This window comes from Lysinibacillus contaminans (genome assembly GCF_001278945.1).
In the GTDB taxonomy this organism is placed as follows: Bacteria; Bacillota; Bacilli; order Bacillales_A; family Planococcaceae; genus Lysinibacillus; species Lysinibacillus contaminans.
In genome coordinates, this window is record NZ_LGRV01000005.1 from 12,954 (window position 1) to 31,229 (window position 18,276).

Sequence of the window (18,276 nt, forward strand, 5' to 3'; positions counted from 1 at the left end):
TTATGGGTGGACTTTTTTCTTGAAAAAAGTTACATTTGATAGGAATATGCTATACTTAAAATGTATGGATTCGCAATGAAAAGTGGGGGATGCCACGTGCAAATTTTCGAACAGTTCACAGATTTAACGCCAGTGAATATTGTTATTAACGTTTTAGATGTACTGTTAGTTTGGTACGTTATATATAAAATTTTAACCCTCATTAAAGGTACGAAAGCCGTTCAATTATTAAAAGGTATTTTCGTTATTATTATTGCACGCATCGTAACAGATTTTTTGGGGTTACAGACGTTAGGTTGGATGTTGCAGCAAGTTATCGAGTTCGGTTTCTTAGCGATTATTATTATTTTTCAACCTGAAATTCGTCGAGGGCTTGAACAGATTGGACGTGGAAAGCTATTCCAACGATCGACGAGTCAAGAAGAAGAAGAAGAAACAAGGCTTATTGAAGCGCTGAAAAAATCTGTGAGCTATATGGCAAAGCGTCGTATTGGTGCACTGATTTCTATTGAAAAAGAGACCGGCTTAAATGAATATATTGAGACAGGTATCAGTTTAAATGCAGACATTACTTCTGAATTACTCATTAACATTTTCATTCCAAATACGCCACTTCATGATGGTGCGGTCATTATGCAAAAAGATAAGGTGACGGCCGCAGCATGTTATTTACCGCTATCTGAAAGTCCTTTCATATCAAAAGAACTTGGTACTCGTCACCGAGCGGCACTTGGCTTAAGTGAAGTGACGGATGCAATTACCATTGTAGTATCAGAAGAAACTGGTGCGATTAGTATCGCCTTAAATGGAAACTTACACCGTAATCTTTCTCTAGAGGAATTCGGAACACTTTTACGTAGAATGTGGTTCGGGGTAGCGCAAGAACCGAATGCAGCCTCTAAGTTAACTTGGAGGGGGAAAAAGAATGGATAAAATGATAGATAGCCCTTGGATGTTAAGAATCGTCGCACTTTTCCTAGCTTGTCTACTGTTCTTCTCTGTTCATGCAGAATTGTCTGACGCAAATGAATCGGCAGGGACTGATGACGTTGAAGTGATTCGGGACGTACCATTAGAAGTTTTTTATGATGATGAAAACCTTATTGTGACGGGTTTACCAAAAACGGTGAACGTAACAATTGAAGGCCCGCGGACATTTGTACTATCAATGAAATATGCAAAGGATTTTTCGATTTTCGTTGACTTGAATCACCTATTATTAGGTGAGCATACAGTGGAAATACAATACGAGAATATTTCAGAAAAACTACAAGTAACATTAGACCCAGCAACTGTCGATGTGAAAATTGAAGAAAAAATCACGCAAGAATTCCGCGTCGATCCGGAGATGAACCATCGTTTAATCGAGGATGGGTATGTATTAAAAGGTATGACAGCTGAACCTGCCACTGTTTTTATAACAGGTGCGAAAAGCGTAATCGAAAGCATTAGTTATGTAAAAGCAACTGTAAAAGGCGAAGAAGGCTTAAATCAGTCATTCTCACAAGATGCAGATGTTAAGGTGCTAGACCGTGATTTAAATAAATTGGATGTGCTTATTGAGCAGGGAAGTGTGAACGTAAAGGTGGACATTGCTGAGTATAGTAAGGAATTGCCACTAAGTATTCATCAAATTGGTACTGCTCCAGAAGGTGTCACGATTAATTCCTTAACAACTAACGTGAAAACAGTGAAAGTATACGGGAAAAAATCAATTATTGATTTACTGAATGAAATAACTGTTGAAGTGGATGTATCGCAAATTACTGAAGCGAAAACGTATGAATTTGAAGTGAAATTACCTGAGGGTACAACGAAAGTATCGGAACCAAAAATTAAAGTCAAGGCAGATATTACAAAGGTAGAAGAGGTTCCTGTAATGGATTCAGAGGAAACTGATAGTAGTACGACAACAGAAGATATTGATTCTTAGACGATAACTGACTATAATTTTAAAGTTACTAATAAACGAATAAAATATACTTTTTCCAAAAGTAAGCAGCCGTGCCGTAATGCCATCTAGGTATAATATGGTCGTCCCTGCGTTGAAGGAGAGAACAATAGAAATGGGTAAATATTTTGGAACAGATGGCGTCCGTGGCGTCGCGAATACTGAATTAACACCAGAACTTGCATTTAAACTAGGCCGTGTGGGTGGATATGTTTTAACGAAAGATGCAAAGGATCGTCCAAAGGTATTAATTGGTCGTGATACACGTATTTCAGGTGAAATGCTTGAAGGTGCACTTGTAGCGGGTCTATTATCGATTGGTGTAGAAGTAATGCGACTTGGTGTTATTTCAACGCCAGGAGTGGCTTATCTCACGCGCATTATGAGTGCAGATGCAGGCGTCATGATTTCAGCCTCACATAACCCAGTTGCCGATAATGGCATTAAGTTCTTTGGTCCAGATGGCTTCAAGCTAACGGATGCACAGGAAGCGGAAATCGAAGCGGTTTTAGATGCAGCAACTGATACATTACCACGTCCAATCGGAGCAGATTTAGGTTCTGTTAGTGATTACTTTGAGGGTGGACAAAAATATATTCAATACTTAAAACAAACTGTGGATGAAGAGTTTTTAGGCATCCATGTGGCACTGGACTGTGCACATGGTGCGACATCTTCATTAGCGACTCATTTATTTGCCGATTTAGAGGCAGATATTTCAACAATGGGCGCTTCACCAACGGGATTAAACATTAATGAAGGTGTTGGCTCAACACATCCAGAAGGACTAGCTGCATTTGTAACGGAAAAAGGTGCAGATGTTGGGTTAGCATTTGATGGTGACGGCGATCGTTTAATTGCAGTAGATGAAAACGGTACGATCGTGGATGGTGATCAAATTATGTTCATTATCGGTAACTACCTAAATGCACAAGGTCGATTGAAAAAAGATACAGTCGTGTCTACTGTTATGAGTAATATGGGCTTCTATAAAGCTGTTGAGGCGAATAATATGCATAGTGTACAAACGGCTGTAGGTGATCGTTATGTCGTAGAGGAAATGCGAGCGAATGATTATAACCTTGGTGGTGAACAATCAGGACATATTGTATTCCTAGACTACAATACGACGGGTGATGGTTTATTAACAGGTATTCAACTTGTGAACATTATGAAAGCAACAGGTAGAAAATTATCTGAACTTGCTTCAGAAATGACCATCTTTCCACAACGTTTAGTAAACGTACGTGTGACAGACAAGCATGCCGTAACAGAAAATGAAAAAGTTGCCGCTGTCATTGCAGAGGTTGAAGCTGAAATGGCTGGTAATGGTCGTATTTTAGTACGCCCTTCTGGTACAGAACCATTAGTTCGTGTAATGGTTGAGGCATCAACAGAGGCGGATTGTGAAAGATATGTAGAACGTATTGCAGACGTTGTACGTGCTGAAATGGGCTTAGCAGAATAATATAAGAACACGGTTTCCTCCGATTAGGTGGGAAGCCGTGTTTTTATTTTGCGTCCTTCTCATTTGGAAATTCAACATGTTTATTTCGCATAGATAGGGGAATAACAAAAGTATACTACAATGTGAGGAGTGTTAAGTTGATATGGCTAAAATTGCAACAGTAATCACAGATATGTTCGAAGATTCTGAGTGGACGAGTCCGCAAAAAGCCTTAAAAGAAGCGGGACATGAGGTTATTACAATTGATACAGAAGCAGGTAAAGTAATCGAGGGTAAGCATGGAGAAAAAGTGACAATTGATAAAGGGATTGATGAAGTGAAAGCTTCTGATTTTGATGCTTTATTTATTCCAGGTGGTTTTTCTCCAGATATTTTACGAGCAGATGATCGTGTAGTGGCATTCGTCAAGGCCTTTATGGATGATATGAAACCGACTTTTGCGATATGTCATGGGCCACAGCTACTTATTACTGCTAAGACATTAAAAGGTCGAGATGCGACTGGGTATAAATCGATTCAAGTTGACCTTGAAAACGCAGGTGCTAAGTTTCATGACGAGGAAGTATTTGTTTGTCAAAATCAACTTGTCACAAGCCGTACACCAAAAGATTTACCAGCATTCAATCGCGAAATCGTAAAATTATTACAGAAAACTGTTTAAATGCTTATAGAGCTACTATCTTTAGTTTTTAAGATAGTAGCTTTTTTGATGTCGAAGTATTCACACGGCACGCTCGAATGCCCACCTCTCATATTACAATAAAGAAATAAATACTATATTAGAATGGGATATTGTTTGGGAAACCCGGTGTTTAGAGGATCAATTTGACTAATTAACTTCTTTTAAGTATGATGGTAATGCTATTGGAACGGAACTGTGGTTGCGTTACATACAATAGTGTAAATGCGCTAAGGAGGATAGGATATAAGCGTTATAGGAAAACAATTATAGCGCCTGAGCTGAGAAAATTGGACGAAAACGCATTCTCAGCGGACGAGGTGGAGGTTTATCGAAAATTCGGCGGATGCCTCCCGGTCGTGTTGCCCGATCGTCACTTTTTATCTTGAAAACATTCAAGTGATTGAATAGACAGAGGATAAAAAAAGGCATAATAAATGCAAAAGATAATACGCTGTTTTAGCTATCAAATGACCAATCATTCATAAGAGATGAATGTGGTTGATTTGTGCTCACATGTCTATGTCCATTTCTGTTTGAAGAGAAATGGATGCTTATTTGTGACCACACGAAAAATTTGATCAGTTAAAGCTTAGTTTGTCATTGCATCCATTATGAATGATATCGGAGGATACAAATTATGTGTGGAATTGTAGGGTATATTGGCGAATTAGACGCGAAGGAAATATTATTAAAAGGTTTAGAGAAATTAGAATACCGTGGTTATGACTCTGCGGGTATTGCTGTACGCCATGAAGATGGTGTCACTATTTTCAAAGAAAAGGGGCGTATTGCTGATTTACGTGAAGCGGTAGACGAAGACGTTGCTACAAACACGGGTATTGGCCATACACGCTGGGCAACACATGGCGTGCCAAATCGTTTAAATGCGCACCCCCACCAAAGTGCATCAGGTCGTTTTACGCTTGTACACAATGGTGTAATCGAAAACTATCACCTTTTACAAAAAACATATCTTAAAGGTATTCCGATGAAATCTGATACAGATACAGAGGTTATCGTGCAATTAGTGGAATTATTCGTGAAGGATGGTCTGGAAACTGCAGATGCGTTCCGCAAAACACTATCACTTTTACACGGCTCTTACGCACTTGCTCTTTTAGATGCAGAAGTGGCGGACACAATTTTCGTGGCTAAAAACAAATCACCACTACTTGTTGGCGTGGGGGAGGGCTTCAACGTTGTAGCATCAGATGCAATGGCGATGTTGCAAGTAACAGACCAATTCGTGGAGTTACATGATAAAGAAGTCGTGATCGTACACAAAGGAAGCGTCCAAATTTCAAAACTAGACGGTACACATGTAGAGCGTGCACCTTATACAGCTGAGCTTGATATGAGCGATATTGAAAAAGGTACGTACCCTCACTATATGCTAAAAGAAATGGATGAACAGCCAACTGTTATTCGTAAAATTATTCAGGCCTATGAAGTAGAAGACGGCCAATTAGCGATTGATGAAGATATTTTAGAAGCACTGCAAGCGGCAGATCGCCTTTATATTATCGCAGCCGGAACAAGCTATCATGCTGGTTTAATCGGTAAACAGTATTTCGAAAAAATGGCGGGTATTCCTGTAGAGGTTCACATTTCAAGTGAATTCGGCTACAATATGCCATTATTATCTGAAAAACCGTTATTTATCTTTATCACACAATCAGGTGAAACAGCAGATAGCCGCCAAGTGCTTGTGAAAATTAAAGAGCTTGGCTATCCAACATTAACTATCACAAACGTACCAGGTTCAACACTTTCACGTGAAGCCGACCATACGCTTTTATTACATGCTGGTCCAGAAATCGCAGTTGCTTCAACAAAGGCTTATGTAGCACAGTTAGCAGTACTTGCCTTAGCAGCTTACGTAACAGCACAAGCTTCAGGCAAAGACTTAACGTTTGATTTAAAACAAGAGCTGGCGATTGCGGCAAACGGAATTCAAACAATTATCGACTCTAAAGACGTCCTAGAAGACATCGCAGAGGATTACCTAAAAATCGCGCGTAATGCATTCTTCATCGGTCGTAATATTGACTTCTATGTTAGCCTTGAAGGAGCTTTAAAACTTAAAGAGATCTCTTATATTCAAGCAGAAGGTTTCGCAGGTGGCGAGCTGAAACACGGAACGATTGCACTGATTGAAGAAGGTACACCGGTATTTGCTCTTGTGACGCAAGAAGCGGTATCTCTAAACATACGTGGTAACGTCAAAGAAGTAGCTGCGCGTGGTGCATATCCATGTATTATTTCAATGGCTGGTGTAGATGAAGACGGCGACCGCCTCGTGATTCCACAAGTAAATGAGCTATTAACACCGCTTGTATCGGTTGTGCCATTACAATTGATTAGCTACTATGCAGCATTACACCGTCGTTGTGACGTTGATAAGCCGAGAAATTTGGCCAAATCAGTAACTGTAGAATAAATGAATACATGTAAATCTGGAATATTGTAGGTTTGAAATAAAGCCGTGATGTTTTGCCCCTTTGGATATGGTTATCTAAAGGGGCATTTTTATAATGAAGGGAAAGAACAGCTGAATTAAAAAGTAGATTAATGAATTGTTAATTGAAAATAAATTGTTCCGTTAAAGGGACAGTTTATTGAATAAAGAGGAAAAGCTATTAAGCAATCGAGAAGAAATTTTTAGGCGACATATTTTATAAAATTAGGAAAAGGTGGTATGATATATGAAAATCCATAGAATAGATCATGTGGGAATAGTCGTCAATGATCTTCCTGCCGTAAAAGCATTTTTTCTTGACTTTGGCCTTGAAATACTGGGAGAAGGAAAAGTGGAAGGCGAGTGGGTGGAGAGGATGGAGCGGATAATGGGGCTTCAAGACGTTAAAGAGGAAGTTGCAATGTTGCAAACACCAGAAGGTGACGCAAAAATAGAACTAGTAATGTTGCGAACGCCAGATGGTGACACAAATATAGAACTAGTAAAATTTCGCACGCCAGCAGATGAAAATGGCATACAGCGTCCTTTAGCAAATACTCTGGGTATCCGGCATATTGCCTTTGCTGTTGAAGATATTGAAGCCCTTGTTACCAAATTGACAATGAAAGGCACAGGACTTATTGGTGAGATACAAAACTACGAAAACGCTTATAAATTATGCTACGTTCGTGGGCCAGAAGGAATTATTTTGGAACTGGCTGAGGAAATCAAATAAAATATCCAATCTTTTTTATCAACACAGCAAACTCGTTGATAAGAAAAGAAACCACTTTGATCAAACTTTATTTCAAAGCAACAAACATATGTTGAGTAACACACAAAGTCGGGTACTGAAATTCAACGATATGTTTGGGAGTCGAACAAATTAAAATCACATTTAAAACTCGATCTATTTTCCATGGGTCGAGTTTTTTGCGATTGTATAGCCATAATTAAGTACTGTAATTCATAATAAAGTCTTTTAAAAAACAATAAAGATATTTGAAAATCACTATTGAGCTAAAATAGCAGATATGTTGAATTGTGATATGCAGAATTGTATCCTAAATAAGGACAAGTTTTTTAGTGTTCAGGCTTGTTTATTAATGTTGATTGGAGAGATTAAAATAGGAAATACTGATAAGTTTGAAATGATAGCTAATATATATGACACTCCTGAAAGAATCCAAATTGCAAAGTTATCATCAGATGCCATCCATAATTTTTTAGTTGACGCTAAAAGTAAGGATGCGATTGATTTTGGGTGCGGAACTGGTCTTGTCGGAATGAACTTGTTAAACGAGTTTAATTCTATGCTTTTTCTAGATACTTCACAAAACATGATTAATCAAATAAACCAAAAAATAACTGATTTTAATATTCAAAATGTAGATACATTATGCTTTGATATTGAAAAGGAAAGTTTATCGGATATACATGTACAAGCCGACTATATTTTTATGTCTCAGGTTCTACTCCACATTCATGATGTTGAATTAGTTTTATCAAGATTATTTGATGTTCTAAATGAAGGGGGACATTTACTAATCGTAGATTTTAATAAAAATGAAAAAATAGTTTCGGATATTGTTCATAACGGGTTTAATCCAGAAGATCTATCCGACATAATGACTAAAATAGGGTATAGCGATATTCAATTCGAAACTTTTTATACAGGAAGTAAAATATTCATGGGACACGATTCGTCTATGTTTATTCTTGATTCAAAAAGGGGTTAATTGTTAAACGAGCAGAGGCGTTTGTTAAACAGGATTAAACAACTTTATTATCACAAATGTTATTTAAAGGTTTTTGAGAATATTTGCCGCATCAAATTCTATAATATAGTTAAGAAAAATTATCAGTTATTCGACTAACGAAGAAGTATAGTCGAATCTTATTTATGATTTGGGAGGTAATTCAAACGTCTTTAGTGGACTAATAATGGATAGATACTCAATAGCTTTCACTCTTTTTGCAGCAATATAAATATCCTCTTACTTTTGGTGATTAAATGATGTTTTAATGGTTAGCTAGATGGGGTATATAGTAATTGGAGCTAGTTCCATTAGTACTCATCAAAATTTCAGGAGGTATTAGGAAATGAAAATGAGCTATGAAGAGTGTATTAAAGCTTGTCTTGAGTGTATGGAGTCTTGTAATAGATGTTTTGATGACTGTTTAAATGAAGATGATGTGAAAATGTTAGCAGAGTGTATTCGTACCCTTAGAGAGTGTGCAGATATATGTGCTTTCGCAGCTAAGTCAATGCAATCAAACAGTCCATTTGTAAAGCAAATTTGTAACCTATGTGCAGAAATTTGTCAGGCATGTGGAGATGTATGTAAAAAACATGAGCATCATAAACATTGTCAAGAATGTGCAAAAGCGTGCTACCAATGTGCAGAAATGTGCAAAGAAATGGCTGTATAGTAGCTTTCCGATTATAAATCAATATTACTTATTTAATGTTTAAAAAGCTTGAAGATAATCACTATATCTTCAAGCTTTTTTATGTTCTATTTGTAGTGATATGCACTTGCTCTCCGATCTTTTCGTTGGATCTGATTGAACCAGTCTTTGTCTTTTTCCTCTTGTTTTAATGTATTCACGATGGAGGATGAGCAGCTAACACAGATTTTGGCTTGCGTAATTCTTCCACATCGTTCGCATGGGGCGCCTAGATTGGGGAAAATCGAAGGCTTTAATTTTCCTGCTTTCACCCATTTGAAGAGTAAGTCAGATGAAACGCCTGTTAATTCAACGATTTCATCATTCGATAAAACGCGATTATTTTTTCTAAGTAAAAAATGAAGTAACTCCGAAAAAATATCTTCATCCCTGGCATCAATTTTTTTACCAAACAGCTGCATGATAATTCTCCCCCCTCTGTTTTAATTGAGTACTTCTCCTATGCCACCATCTACTTTGATAACATTTTCATCATATCTATAATTTTCCCAACAATTACGTGCGAGTTTTCGGTATTTGTTCGAAATGTTTCGATCTGAAATTAACCGTGAGAACCCTTTTTTGGCTTCTGCTATATCACCGAGTCGAAGGCTTAGTTCTGCATGTAAAAATTGAATACGTTCCTCGCCCTCTTGATTGGTTGCAAAGGACTTGCTATAAAAGTCTCGAGCAGCAAATAAATAGTGCGTTTCGGATTTATTATCATTTTTCAACCGGTAGAGCCAAGCTATTTTTAATGCAAAATTAGCCATGAGCAGTGATTCTTCCATCGATGCTCTTGAGACGAGGTACGCTAACTTATAACTGACAATCGCATCATCTAGCGTCCGTTCCTGGCAAATATTAATCTTTTTTTGTAGTTCCTTAATGTATATCTCATTAATTAGTTCCATGAAAGGCCCATATGTTCTAGTCATGGACTTGTGATAGGCATATCCACAATGAGGACAAACCGCAACTTCATATAACAACGGATTCAAGCCTTCGTATACTGGCATGAAGTCTGTTTGTTCCTCAACTATTTTATAACGATTTGGACGTACCTTATATGTCGAAAAATGCTTTTTGCAAAACTTACAATCCACATTACTTTCGTAGTAGTAAATATTAAAAGCCATATGAACCAACTCCGTTGCATAAATTTTCGTAGTGTTTCTTTTGTTCTATTTATACGGTGTATTTACTCGTTCAATATATTTAATGAATTTTCTCTTATTTTAACAATTTTATGTAATTTGGTATACTCATTTCGAATTATTAAGATAATATCCTCTATTTTTATATATACGGTGTTCACTGAAAAGTACTTGCAATCATGTTTATCGGAGGTTTTGAGATTAAGTTAAATTATTTTGATGTTTTATCAAACTACGTATAATGGTTACTCCAAAAAAGCTTCTTCTGCTGTTTTCAGACTAAGTCATTTGGAGGCGTGTAAGAATAAATCTAGGAGGAAGTAACTACTTGTAAATCGAAAATAAAGACAGTTGTGTCGTTGAAGGTTGTAAGTATGCGCTAGTCTATTTCTACTTCAAGTTAAGTTTGAAGAGAGGAGCTGCCAAAGTCATTTAAAATGATTTTGGCAGCTCCTCTCTTATTTTTAGAAAATAATTCGGTTCTATCTTTCATCTTTCGTTCCGAAAACGTAGTATCACGGCAAAATGGCAAATGAACGAACAGGGAATCCCGATGCTTTTTCAGGCTTCGGCACGATATTGAAAATAATGGCTCCCTTTGGTGGTAGCTTATCCAAGTTTGTCATGAGCTCAATTTGGTATGTATCTTGGTCGAGTACATAATATTCACCATCTAACTTCCCGTTTTTCCGAAAATCAGCAGCTGAATCGGTGTCGAATGTTTCGTGGCCCACAGCGCTTACCTTTCGTTCTTTAAATAAAAATTGTAACGCTTCCAATCCCCATCCAGGAATGTGATTATTACCTTCTGCATCTTTGTTATTGAATGATACTTTGTCAGGCCAACGTTTACTCCAATCTGTCCGTAGTGCAACAAAAGTACCTGCTTCAATTTCACCGTATTCCGCCTCAAAGTCAAGAATATCTTGTACGCTTAACGAAAGGTCATGATTGAGTGCGGCTTCCCTCGCCTTATTAATAACAACAAGTGGCAGGACGAGTTCTTTCAATTCTAATTCGTCCAAATAGCGAGTGTCTCGAACGAAGTGAATCGGTGGATCGATATGTGTCCCGTATTGACCAGGAAAGGTAAATTGTTGTGCAAAAAAGCCATCATCATGTGAGAATAGTGTTTCGAATTTTGCGTCATCAAACATAAAAAAGTGAGGCGAGTTGGGTCCGAATGTGTGTGTTAAATCAACCCATTCCTTAGATTTTAATAATTGAAGTGCTTGTAAAAGTTCGTTTGCCAATAGAAACAGCTCCTTTAGTCAAAATAAAAAAGAGAACCCAATTTATTTAGAAGAGGGCCCTCACGTGTAAACAACTGAAGTCGATCTTCTCATCTTCAAGGCGACTACCGCCACTTGGATTTAGCACCATGCCAGGAACTGGTTGCTGAGACTTCATAGGGCCAATCCCTCCATCTCTCACGATAAGAATATCAAGTAAATGAATTTTCTGAATTCATTTTATGATTACTTTATTATATCTCATAGTAGTTTACAAGTTCAATGAAATACAAAGTTTGCGTTTGTATTTTTCACTTCACCACTCACCAATCTAAAATCATTGTTAATCCACAACAATCACTTTCAGAGAAACGAATTTGAATAACGCCTGGGGTGAATTTTGTTTCGAACTTAATGGTGATACCTGTTGATGCAACTAATTTATCAACTTCTGCTTTATTTGAAAGTTGTGCAGCGTTCATGAGATCATGTGCGAACTGATCTGACTCTGCAATTTTAGTTGAAAGTAAAAGAGCCTGCTGCATAATTACCTGAATACTTTTGGCTGACGATTTTAATTTATGTGTATCTACAGGTGGGAATGGGGTGTTATTTGTTGGCATTGCTAGGTGTATGGGCAATTGAGTAAGCGAAGTATGATTTGCCGTCATCCACATGGGATATTGATTGGGATAGACATAATAAGGATTGTAATACAACGAAATTCCTCCTATCCGAGGGTTAATAACTTATAGTATGAATTGTCATGACGTTATGTGTAACTGGATTGATCAGAGTAAGAGGAATAAAAATTCATACAGCCTTTACACAGCTTTTTTCCGTGAGATATGAATGCGCCCAATAAATTTTAAGCGTTAAATAAATGGTCAGTCTAAAGAATAATCAAGCATTTGTAATTGGTTTTATTTTGAAATTCTCATTTTTTTATGTATGCAATTTCTCGAACATTATGCTCGAGAAATTGCTGTAACCAGATTCTAATTTAACAACAAATACTATTATAAATTTATGTTAAAAAAAGCTTGAAGGCCTATCTTCATTATTTTTTTGTTTTTTCGAAAATTAACCATAATAATGTAACGATTGCGGCAACCATAACCATTAAGAAGCCAAATAAGGGAGTATGTTTTAATGATTGATAATGTACAATTAATCCACCTAGGTAAGATCCTAGAAAAATTCCGACGTTGAATGCAGAAATATTTAATGCTGAAGCCATCGCAGTAGCAGAAGGTACATGTTTTTCAGATAGCTGAACGGCATATAGTTGTAAGCCAGGTACATTCATAAACATGAATAGCCCCATAAGAAAGACCATAATTAATCCGATCATCTGTGATTCCATTGAGAAATTAATGCCTAGTAGTGCTAGCGCAAGACCAATAAAGATGAAAAAAATAGCACGTAATGGATTGTTATTTGCAAAGTGTCCACCTAATGTGTTCCCTATTGCCACACAAATACCGTATACGACTAAAATAACCACGATAGCGTGAGGAGAATATCCCATGTGTTTTTCTAAAATAGGAGATACGTATGTGTAGACTACAAATACCCCACCGTAACCGATTGCTGTAATGAAAAGAATCAATAACATACGTAAGTTACTTAATACTTTACCTATATCACGCAACGAAATTGGAGTACTCTTTGAAAGATTATTTGGCACAAGTAATGCATTGCTAATTAAACCAATTAAACCGATAATGACGATGAAAACAAATGACATACGCCAGTCTGTTACTTGACCAATGAAAGTCCCTAATGGCACACCGGTCACAGTTGCCAATGTCAAACCTGTAAACATGAAGGCAATCGCACTTGCACGCTTGTTTGGTGCTACGACTTCAGCAGCAATGACAGCGGCTATCGACATAAATACACCATGTGCTAAAGATGAAATAATACGACCGATTAGTAGTAAAGAGAACGTAGGTGCCATAGCAGCCCATAAGTTACCGACTATAAAAAGTACCATTACGAGCAATAGAACCTTTTTTCGGTCTAGCGGAGATGTTAGAACCGTTAAAAGTGGTGCGCCAATTGTTACACCTAATGCATAGATGGATACGGTTAAACCTGCAGTACTTAATGAGATACCGAAGTCATTGGTGATAAGTGGGAGTAACCCCACGCTTATAAATTCTGTAGAACCAATACCAAAAGAACTGATTGCGAGTGCAAGGAGTGTTAGTTTGGCGTTTGGTACTGTTGATTTTGTCATATTCTTGGTAGCTCCTTTGATTTTTAAAATAGGGTGTAGTATTATTCATACATGCTAAAGAAACGTGTAGAGTACTTTTAGTTACTTTTGAGTAATACAGGGGGTTCACGATGGAAAAAGTTTATAATATTGGTGTTGAAGCCACGCTTGAAGTAATTGGAGGTAAATGGAAACCAGTTATTTTATGTCACCTGAATCACCATGGCAAAATACGTACGAATGAGTTTCGTCGATTAATTCCTGGTATTTCACAAAAAATGTTGACGAATCAATTACGGGAACTGGAGCAATGTGGATTAATTAATCGTAAAGTGTTCAATCAAGTACCACCAAAGGTTGAATATTCATTAACACCATATGGACGAGAAATGGAGCCCGTGCTTAACCTACTTTGCACTTGGGGTGAAAACCACATTGAAAGATTAATAGATCAAGGTGAAGATGTGCTTCTAATGCAGCGTGATGAAGATATTGCTGTAAAGCGAACATCTTAATAAAAATAGAGAAAGCCTTAAGGTTAAGTGATACCTTGAGGCTTTTCGTCTCTATGTTGGTATAAAGTTCTATTACATTACGAAGTCAAACTCTGATGGGTCTGGACCAACGCGTTTGTCTAGGTTCATGGCATTAATTACTTGTAATTCTTCATCAGTAAGGCTGAAATCAAAGATGTCTGCATTTTGAATCATACGTTCTTTACGAACGGACTTTGGAATTGTTACAACCCCATTTTGAATATCCCAGCGTAAAATAACTTGTGCATTGGATTTCCCGTATTTTTCAGCGATTTTGGCAATGGTATGATCTTCAAGAAGCCCACCTTGCATTAATGGAGCCCAAGCTTCTAATTGAATATTGTGCTCTTTGCAGAATGAACGTAACGCTAATTGTTGTAAACGTGGGTGGAATTCTACTTGGTTAATAACTGGTGTTACGCGAGCTGTTTTTAATAAGTCTTGTAAGTGCGATATGTTGAAGTTGCATACGCCGATTGCTTTGATTTTGTCTTCTTTGTATAGATCTTCAAGCGCTCTCCAAGATTCTGCATATTTATTTTTACCTGGCCAGTGGATTAGGTATAGATCCAAGTAATCTAGTTCTAATTTTTGTAGGCTTTCATCATAAGCAGCTACTGTTTCGGCATAGCTTAAGCCAGTATTCCATACTTTAGATGTGATGAATAATTCTTCGCGTTTTAAACCAGTAGATGCTAGTGCCTGTTTAATGCCTTTACCAACACCCGCTTCGTTACCGTAAATAGCGGCTGTATCAATGCTACGGTAGCCCACCTCAATCGCATTTTTTACAATTTCTGCTGTTGTATCGTTTTCCACTTGGAATACACCAAGGCCAATGCCTGGCATTTCTACCCCATTATTTAATTTGATTGTATCTTGTAAACTATTAATCATTATTTAGTCCTCCATTTGAGTTTGTATTTCGTTGCTTTCTTAATTATGTAGCCATGCACACAGTAAAAAAAGTACGCACTTTTTGGTTTCATAGAAACGCGGAGGTTCCTATTTAGTCTTATCAATTGTTTTGCGCTTAATTTTTTTTGAAAAAGGTTAGGTAAGATGATATGTAATTAAAAAATACTTCTTTTAATAGTTGTTCGCCTGCGGAAAGCGAATGCCAGCGAGCTAAATCCAAGTAATGAATTTTTGGTGTGAATATTATGGAAAATTAACTTTTTTAGTGCCCTCATACATAACGAAGAATAAGCAAAATTAGATATACTTGTATGGACGTAGATCAAGAAGGATTTAGCTACTATCTACAGTTTTTGACTTTTATGAGGCGGAAACTGCAAATTGGTCAAATAAAGTTTATAAAAGGGTATTAAAGTTATTGGAAAATGAGCATCATTATAGGATGAGTAGTGTTTTTGAAGAGGATGTCCAAATTTATAACTTGGCATCAACTTATTGTGATTTTTAGTGAAAATCACCAAAGTAAGGAGGAATGAAATGGAGTTTTACAAACATAGCAAAGAAGACGTTTTAGTGGCAGTAGATTCCAAAGAGAAGGGCTTATCCAACGAGGAAGTGCAACTGCGTCTAGAGCGGGATGGCTACAATGAAATAGAAGATCAAGCCAAAGTGCCAACCTGGAAGCTATTTATAGAAACTTTTAAAGATGCAATGGTAATTGTTCTACTTGTAGCAGCAGGTGTCCAAATTTTACTTGGTGAAATAGTTGAGTCAGTAATCATTTTTGTAGTGATACTCATTAATTCGTTGATTAGTGTTATACAGACTAGAAAAGCGGAAAGCTCCTTAGAGGCATTGCGAGATATGTCTGCTCCAGCGGCGAAGGTGATGCGTAACGGAACAAAGCAAACAATCGCAGCAAAGGAGCTCGTTCAAGGTGATATTGTTTTCCTTGAAGCTGGGGATTATGTTCCTGCTGATGGACGTGTGCTAGAAAGTGGTTCATTGAAAGTGAATGAAGGCATGCTAACAGGTGAGTCAGAGGCTGTAGAAAAATCGATAGAAGCCATTTCAGGGGAAGTAGCCCTTGGTGACCGGCGAAATATGGTATTTAGTAGCTCGTTAGTTGTTTATGGACGAGGTACCTTTGTGGTTACGGGTACAGCAGAAAAAACAGAGGTTGGGAAAATTGCTAATTTGCTGGCTACTGCTGAACAAAAAGAAACACCGCTACAACGAAAATTAAATGATTTCAGTAAAAAGCTTGGTATCGGTATTTTATTACTGTGTATCGTTATTTTTGCTGTACAGGCTGCACGTATTTGGTTTGGTGGTAGTAATGCCGATATGACAACGGCACTGTTGGAGGCGCTTATGTTTTCTGTTGCCATTGCTGTGGCAGCAATACCGGAAGCGCTACAATCGATCGTAACCATTGTATTATCTGTTGGTACGAATAAAATGGCCAAACAGCATGCAATTATTAGAAAGCTCCCTGCTGTCGAAACGTTAGGCTCAACTAGTATAATTTGCACAGATAAAACAGGCACACTGACACAAAACAAGATGACTGTGACAGATCATTTTTTACTGTCTGATAAAAACGAACGATTACCTGAAAATTCAGAGGACTGGGATGAATCTGAGCGATTACTTATTTTGATAGCGGCACTCTGTAATGACTCCTACATCAATAAAGATGGTCAGGAAGTAGGGGATCCAACAGAAGTTGCCTTGATTAACTTTGTGAATAAGCATGCGCGTGAATATGAGCATCTACGTGCTATGTATCAGCGTGTATCGGAAATTCCTTTTGACTCGGATCGGAAGCTTATGTCAACGCTCCATAACATTGACGGGGTCAATATGATACTGACGAAGGGTGGCCCTGATGTCATGTTCAACCGTGTGAGCAAAGTGTTGGTCAATGGTGAAGAAAAACTGATTAGTGATGATTTACTAGGACGCTTTGCACATGCAAATGAAAATTTTTCTAATCAAGCACTAAGGGTTTTAGCTTTTGGATATAAACGTCTACCAGATGGAAAAACACATATTAACCATGATGACGAGCATGATCTCGTATTAGTTGGTTTAACAGCAATGATAGACCCACCAAGAGAAGCTGTGTATGGCTCTATAGAGAAAGCGAAAAAGGCTGGTATTCGTACAATTATGATTACTGGTGATCATAAAACAACAGCGCAAGCAATTGGTCGGGATATTGGTTTAATGGAGAAAAATGATATTGCGGTTACGGGTCAAGAGCTCGATGCAATGTCTGAAGAAGAACTAAATAAAAAATTGGATAAAATCTCTGTTTATGCGCGCGTATCACCTGAAAATAAAATTCGTATCGTACGGGCATGGCAGAACAAAGATGCTGTTACAGCTATGACGGGTGATGGTGTAAATGACGCACCAGCGTTGAAACAAGCAGATATTGGTATTGCAATGGGAACTGGTACTGATGTTGCTAAGGATTCGGCTGCTATGATTTTAACAGATGACAACTTTGTATCCATTGTAGATGCTGTTCAAGTAGGAAGAACCGTGTTTGATAATATTAAGAAGGCGATAAGCTATTTGTTTGCAGGGAATTTGGGTGCTATTATTGCCATCCTATATGCAGTTACTTTTAATTTACCTAACCCGTTTACTGCATTGCAGTTGCTATTTATAAACCTTGTGAATGATTCGTTACCTGCAATTGCCTTAGGAGTAGAAAAGCCAGAGCCGAATGTAATGGAAAAGAAACCACGTGCCATTGATGAGGGGATATTTGCTGGTGGCACGATGCAAGCTGTACTGACACGTGGTTTGCTCATCGGGATTGCCGTTATTATTTCCTTTTATATTGGCTTATCGCACTCGGATGAAATGGGTGTGGCAATGGCATTTACTACACTGATTTTATCAAGAACATTACAAACCTTTGTGGCGCGTTCGAATACGCAAACATCGATTCGTTTTGGATTTTTCAGCAACAAATATGTCATTGGTGCGGTCGTTCTAGGCTTCATACTGTATGGCGTGACTGTCCTACCGTTTACACGTGATATTTTTGGTATCCCTAGTGAATTTGGTATGACAGACTGGTTGATTGCAACAGGACTTGCATTAGGAGCTGTCATCCTAATGGAAATCGCTAAAGTAATTCAACACCGAAAAGGTTAATAAATGATAAACTCCCTTGAAA

Annotated in this window: 16 protein-coding genes and 1 riboswitch; of the genes, 10 read left to right on the forward strand and 6 right to left on the reverse strand. The window is 37.7% G+C overall.

Annotation, left to right across the window (positions count from 1 at the left end):
• The first annotated feature begins 96 nt into the window (after positions 1–96).
• From cdaA to AEA09_RS15260, 8 genes are all read left to right on the forward strand, one after another.
• Positions 97–933 carry a diadenylate cyclase CdaA gene (cdaA, locus tag AEA09_RS15225; protein WP_156312211.1) on the forward strand — a complete coding sequence of 279 codons (837 nt, stop codon included), beginning with the start codon at positions 97–99 and terminating at the stop codon, positions 931–933.
• A complete protein-coding gene (locus AEA09_RS15230; protein WP_082332695.1) occupies positions 926–1,933 on the forward strand; it encodes a CdaR family protein in 1,008 nt (335 codons plus the stop codon). Before cdaA ends, AEA09_RS15230 begins: the two co-directional genes overlap by 8 nt.
• 133 nt (positions 1,934–2,066) lie before the next feature.
• Positions 2,067–3,419 carry a phosphoglucosamine mutase gene (glmM, locus tag AEA09_RS15235; RefSeq protein ID WP_053584818.1) on the forward strand — a complete coding sequence of 451 codons (1,353 nt, stop codon included), beginning with the start codon at positions 2,067–2,069 and terminating at the stop codon, positions 3,417–3,419.
• Positions 3,420–3,561: 142 nt separating this feature from the next.
• On the forward strand, positions 3,562–4,080 hold the full coding sequence (locus tag AEA09_RS15240) for a type 1 glutamine amidotransferase domain-containing protein (protein WP_053584819.1): 519 nt from the start codon (positions 3,562–3,564) through the stop codon (positions 4,078–4,080).
• Between the two features lie 658 nt (positions 4,081–4,738).
• Entirely contained in the window at positions 4,739–6,541 is a 1,803-nt protein-coding gene (gene glmS, locus AEA09_RS15245; protein WP_053584820.1) for a glutamine--fructose-6-phosphate transaminase (isomerizing), read from the forward strand.
• A gap of 265 nt (positions 6,542–6,806) precedes the next feature.
• Complete coding sequence (locus AEA09_RS15250; protein ID WP_053584821.1) at positions 6,807–7,295, forward strand: VOC family protein; 489 nt, start codon at positions 6,807–6,809, stop codon at positions 7,293–7,295.
• Between the two features lie 370 nt (positions 7,296–7,665).
• The gene (locus tag AEA09_RS15255; protein ID WP_245622881.1) at positions 7,666–8,298 is read left to right on the forward strand and encodes a class I SAM-dependent methyltransferase; all 633 of its coding nucleotides are present in this window, start codon (positions 7,666–7,668) and stop codon (positions 8,296–8,298) included.
• A gap of 364 nt (positions 8,299–8,662) precedes the next feature.
• Positions 8,663–8,992 (forward strand): four-helix bundle copper-binding protein, encoded by a 330-nt coding sequence (locus tag AEA09_RS15260; protein ID WP_053584822.1) that lies wholly within the window; start codon positions 8,663–8,665, stop codon positions 8,990–8,992.
• Positions 8,993–9,078: 86 nt separating this feature from the next.
• Here the strand turns inward: AEA09_RS15260 and AEA09_RS15265 are convergent, their stop codons facing one another.
• The 5 genes from AEA09_RS15265 to AEA09_RS15285 all read right to left on the reverse strand — a co-directional run bounded on the left by AEA09_RS15265 (position 9,079) and on the right by AEA09_RS15285 (position 13,644).
• Positions 9,079–9,432 carry a hypothetical protein gene (locus AEA09_RS15265; RefSeq protein ID WP_053584823.1) on the reverse strand — a complete coding sequence of 118 codons (354 nt, stop codon included), beginning with the start codon at positions 9,430–9,432 and terminating at the stop codon, positions 9,079–9,081.
• Between the two features lie 21 nt (positions 9,433–9,453).
• A complete protein-coding gene (locus AEA09_RS15270) occupies positions 9,454–10,149 on the reverse strand; it encodes a DUF2225 domain-containing protein (protein ID WP_053584824.1) in 696 nt (231 codons plus the stop codon).
• Positions 10,150–10,682: 533 nt separating this feature from the next.
• The gene (locus AEA09_RS15275) at positions 10,683–11,420 is read right to left on the reverse strand and encodes a cyclase family protein (RefSeq protein ID WP_053584825.1); all 738 of its coding nucleotides are present in this window, start codon (positions 11,418–11,420) and stop codon (positions 10,683–10,685) included.
• Between the two features lie 86 nt (positions 11,421–11,506).
• Positions 11,507–11,609, reverse strand: a riboswitch (SAM riboswitch).
• A gap of 113 nt (positions 11,610–11,722) precedes the next feature.
• The gene (locus AEA09_RS15280) at positions 11,723–12,118 is read right to left on the reverse strand and encodes a YuzC family spore coat inner layer protein (RefSeq protein WP_053584826.1); all 396 of its coding nucleotides are present in this window, start codon (positions 12,116–12,118) and stop codon (positions 11,723–11,725) included.
• Between the two features lie 341 nt (positions 12,119–12,459).
• Complete coding sequence (locus AEA09_RS15285) at positions 12,460–13,644, reverse strand: MFS transporter (RefSeq protein WP_053584827.1); 1,185 nt, start codon at positions 13,642–13,644, stop codon at positions 12,460–12,462.
• 110 nt (positions 13,645–13,754) lie between these two features.
• On the opposite strand from AEA09_RS15285, the gene AEA09_RS15290 reads away from it, so the two are divergent.
• A complete protein-coding gene (locus tag AEA09_RS15290; RefSeq protein WP_053584828.1) occupies positions 13,755–14,138 on the forward strand; it encodes a winged helix-turn-helix transcriptional regulator in 384 nt (127 codons plus the stop codon).
• Between the two features lie 72 nt (positions 14,139–14,210).
• On the opposite strand, the gene AEA09_RS15295 is transcribed toward AEA09_RS15290, so the two are convergent.
• Entirely contained in the window at positions 14,211–15,053 is an 843-nt protein-coding gene (locus AEA09_RS15295; RefSeq protein ID WP_425412017.1) for an aldo/keto reductase, read from the reverse strand.
• Between the two features lie 561 nt (positions 15,054–15,614).
• On the opposite strand from AEA09_RS15295, the gene AEA09_RS15300 reads away from it, so the two are divergent.
• Positions 15,615–18,254: a cation-translocating P-type ATPase gene (locus AEA09_RS15300; protein WP_053584830.1), complete on the forward strand. Its 2,640-nt coding sequence runs from the start codon at positions 15,615–15,617 to the stop codon at positions 18,252–18,254.
• The last annotated feature ends 22 nt before the right edge of the window (positions 18,255–18,276 follow it).

Excerpts from the sequence above, each read along its gene's own strand:
- AEA09_RS15270 (WP_053584824.1), bottom strand. The coding sequence starts at position 10,149 with ATGGCTTTTAATATTTACTACTACGAAAGTAATGTGGATTGTAAGTTT.
- AEA09_RS15255 (WP_245622881.1), top strand. The coding sequence starts at position 7,666 with ATGTTGATTGGAGAGATTAAAATAGGAAATACTGATAAGTTTGAAATG.
- AEA09_RS15285 (WP_053584827.1), bottom strand. The coding sequence starts at position 13,644 with ATGACAAAATCAACAGTACCAAACGCCAAACTAACACTCCTTGCACTC.
- AEA09_RS15230 (WP_082332695.1), top strand. The coding sequence starts at position 926 with ATGGATAAAATGATAGATAGCCCTTGGATGTTAAGAATCGTCGCACTT.
- AEA09_RS15265 (WP_053584823.1), bottom strand. The coding sequence starts at position 9,432 with ATGCAGCTGTTTGGTAAAAAAATTGATGCCAGGGATGAAGATATTTTT.
- glmM (WP_053584818.1), top strand. The coding sequence starts at position 2,067 with ATGGGTAAATATTTTGGAACAGATGGCGTCCGTGGCGTCGCGAATACT.
- AEA09_RS15250 (WP_053584821.1), top strand. The coding sequence starts at position 6,807 with ATGAAAATCCATAGAATAGATCATGTGGGAATAGTCGTCAATGATCTT.
- AEA09_RS15260 (WP_053584822.1), top strand. The coding sequence starts at position 8,663 with ATGAAAATGAGCTATGAAGAGTGTATTAAAGCTTGTCTTGAGTGTATG.
- AEA09_RS15240 (WP_053584819.1), top strand. The coding sequence starts at position 3,562 with ATGGCTAAAATTGCAACAGTAATCACAGATATGTTCGAAGATTCTGAG.
- AEA09_RS15290 (WP_053584828.1), top strand. The coding sequence starts at position 13,755 with ATGGAAAAAGTTTATAATATTGGTGTTGAAGCCACGCTTGAAGTAATT.
- AEA09_RS15300 (WP_053584830.1), top strand. The coding sequence starts at position 15,615 with ATGGAGTTTTACAAACATAGCAAAGAAGACGTTTTAGTGGCAGTAGAT.
- glmS (WP_053584820.1), top strand. The coding sequence starts at position 4,739 with ATGTGTGGAATTGTAGGGTATATTGGCGAATTAGACGCGAAGGAAATA.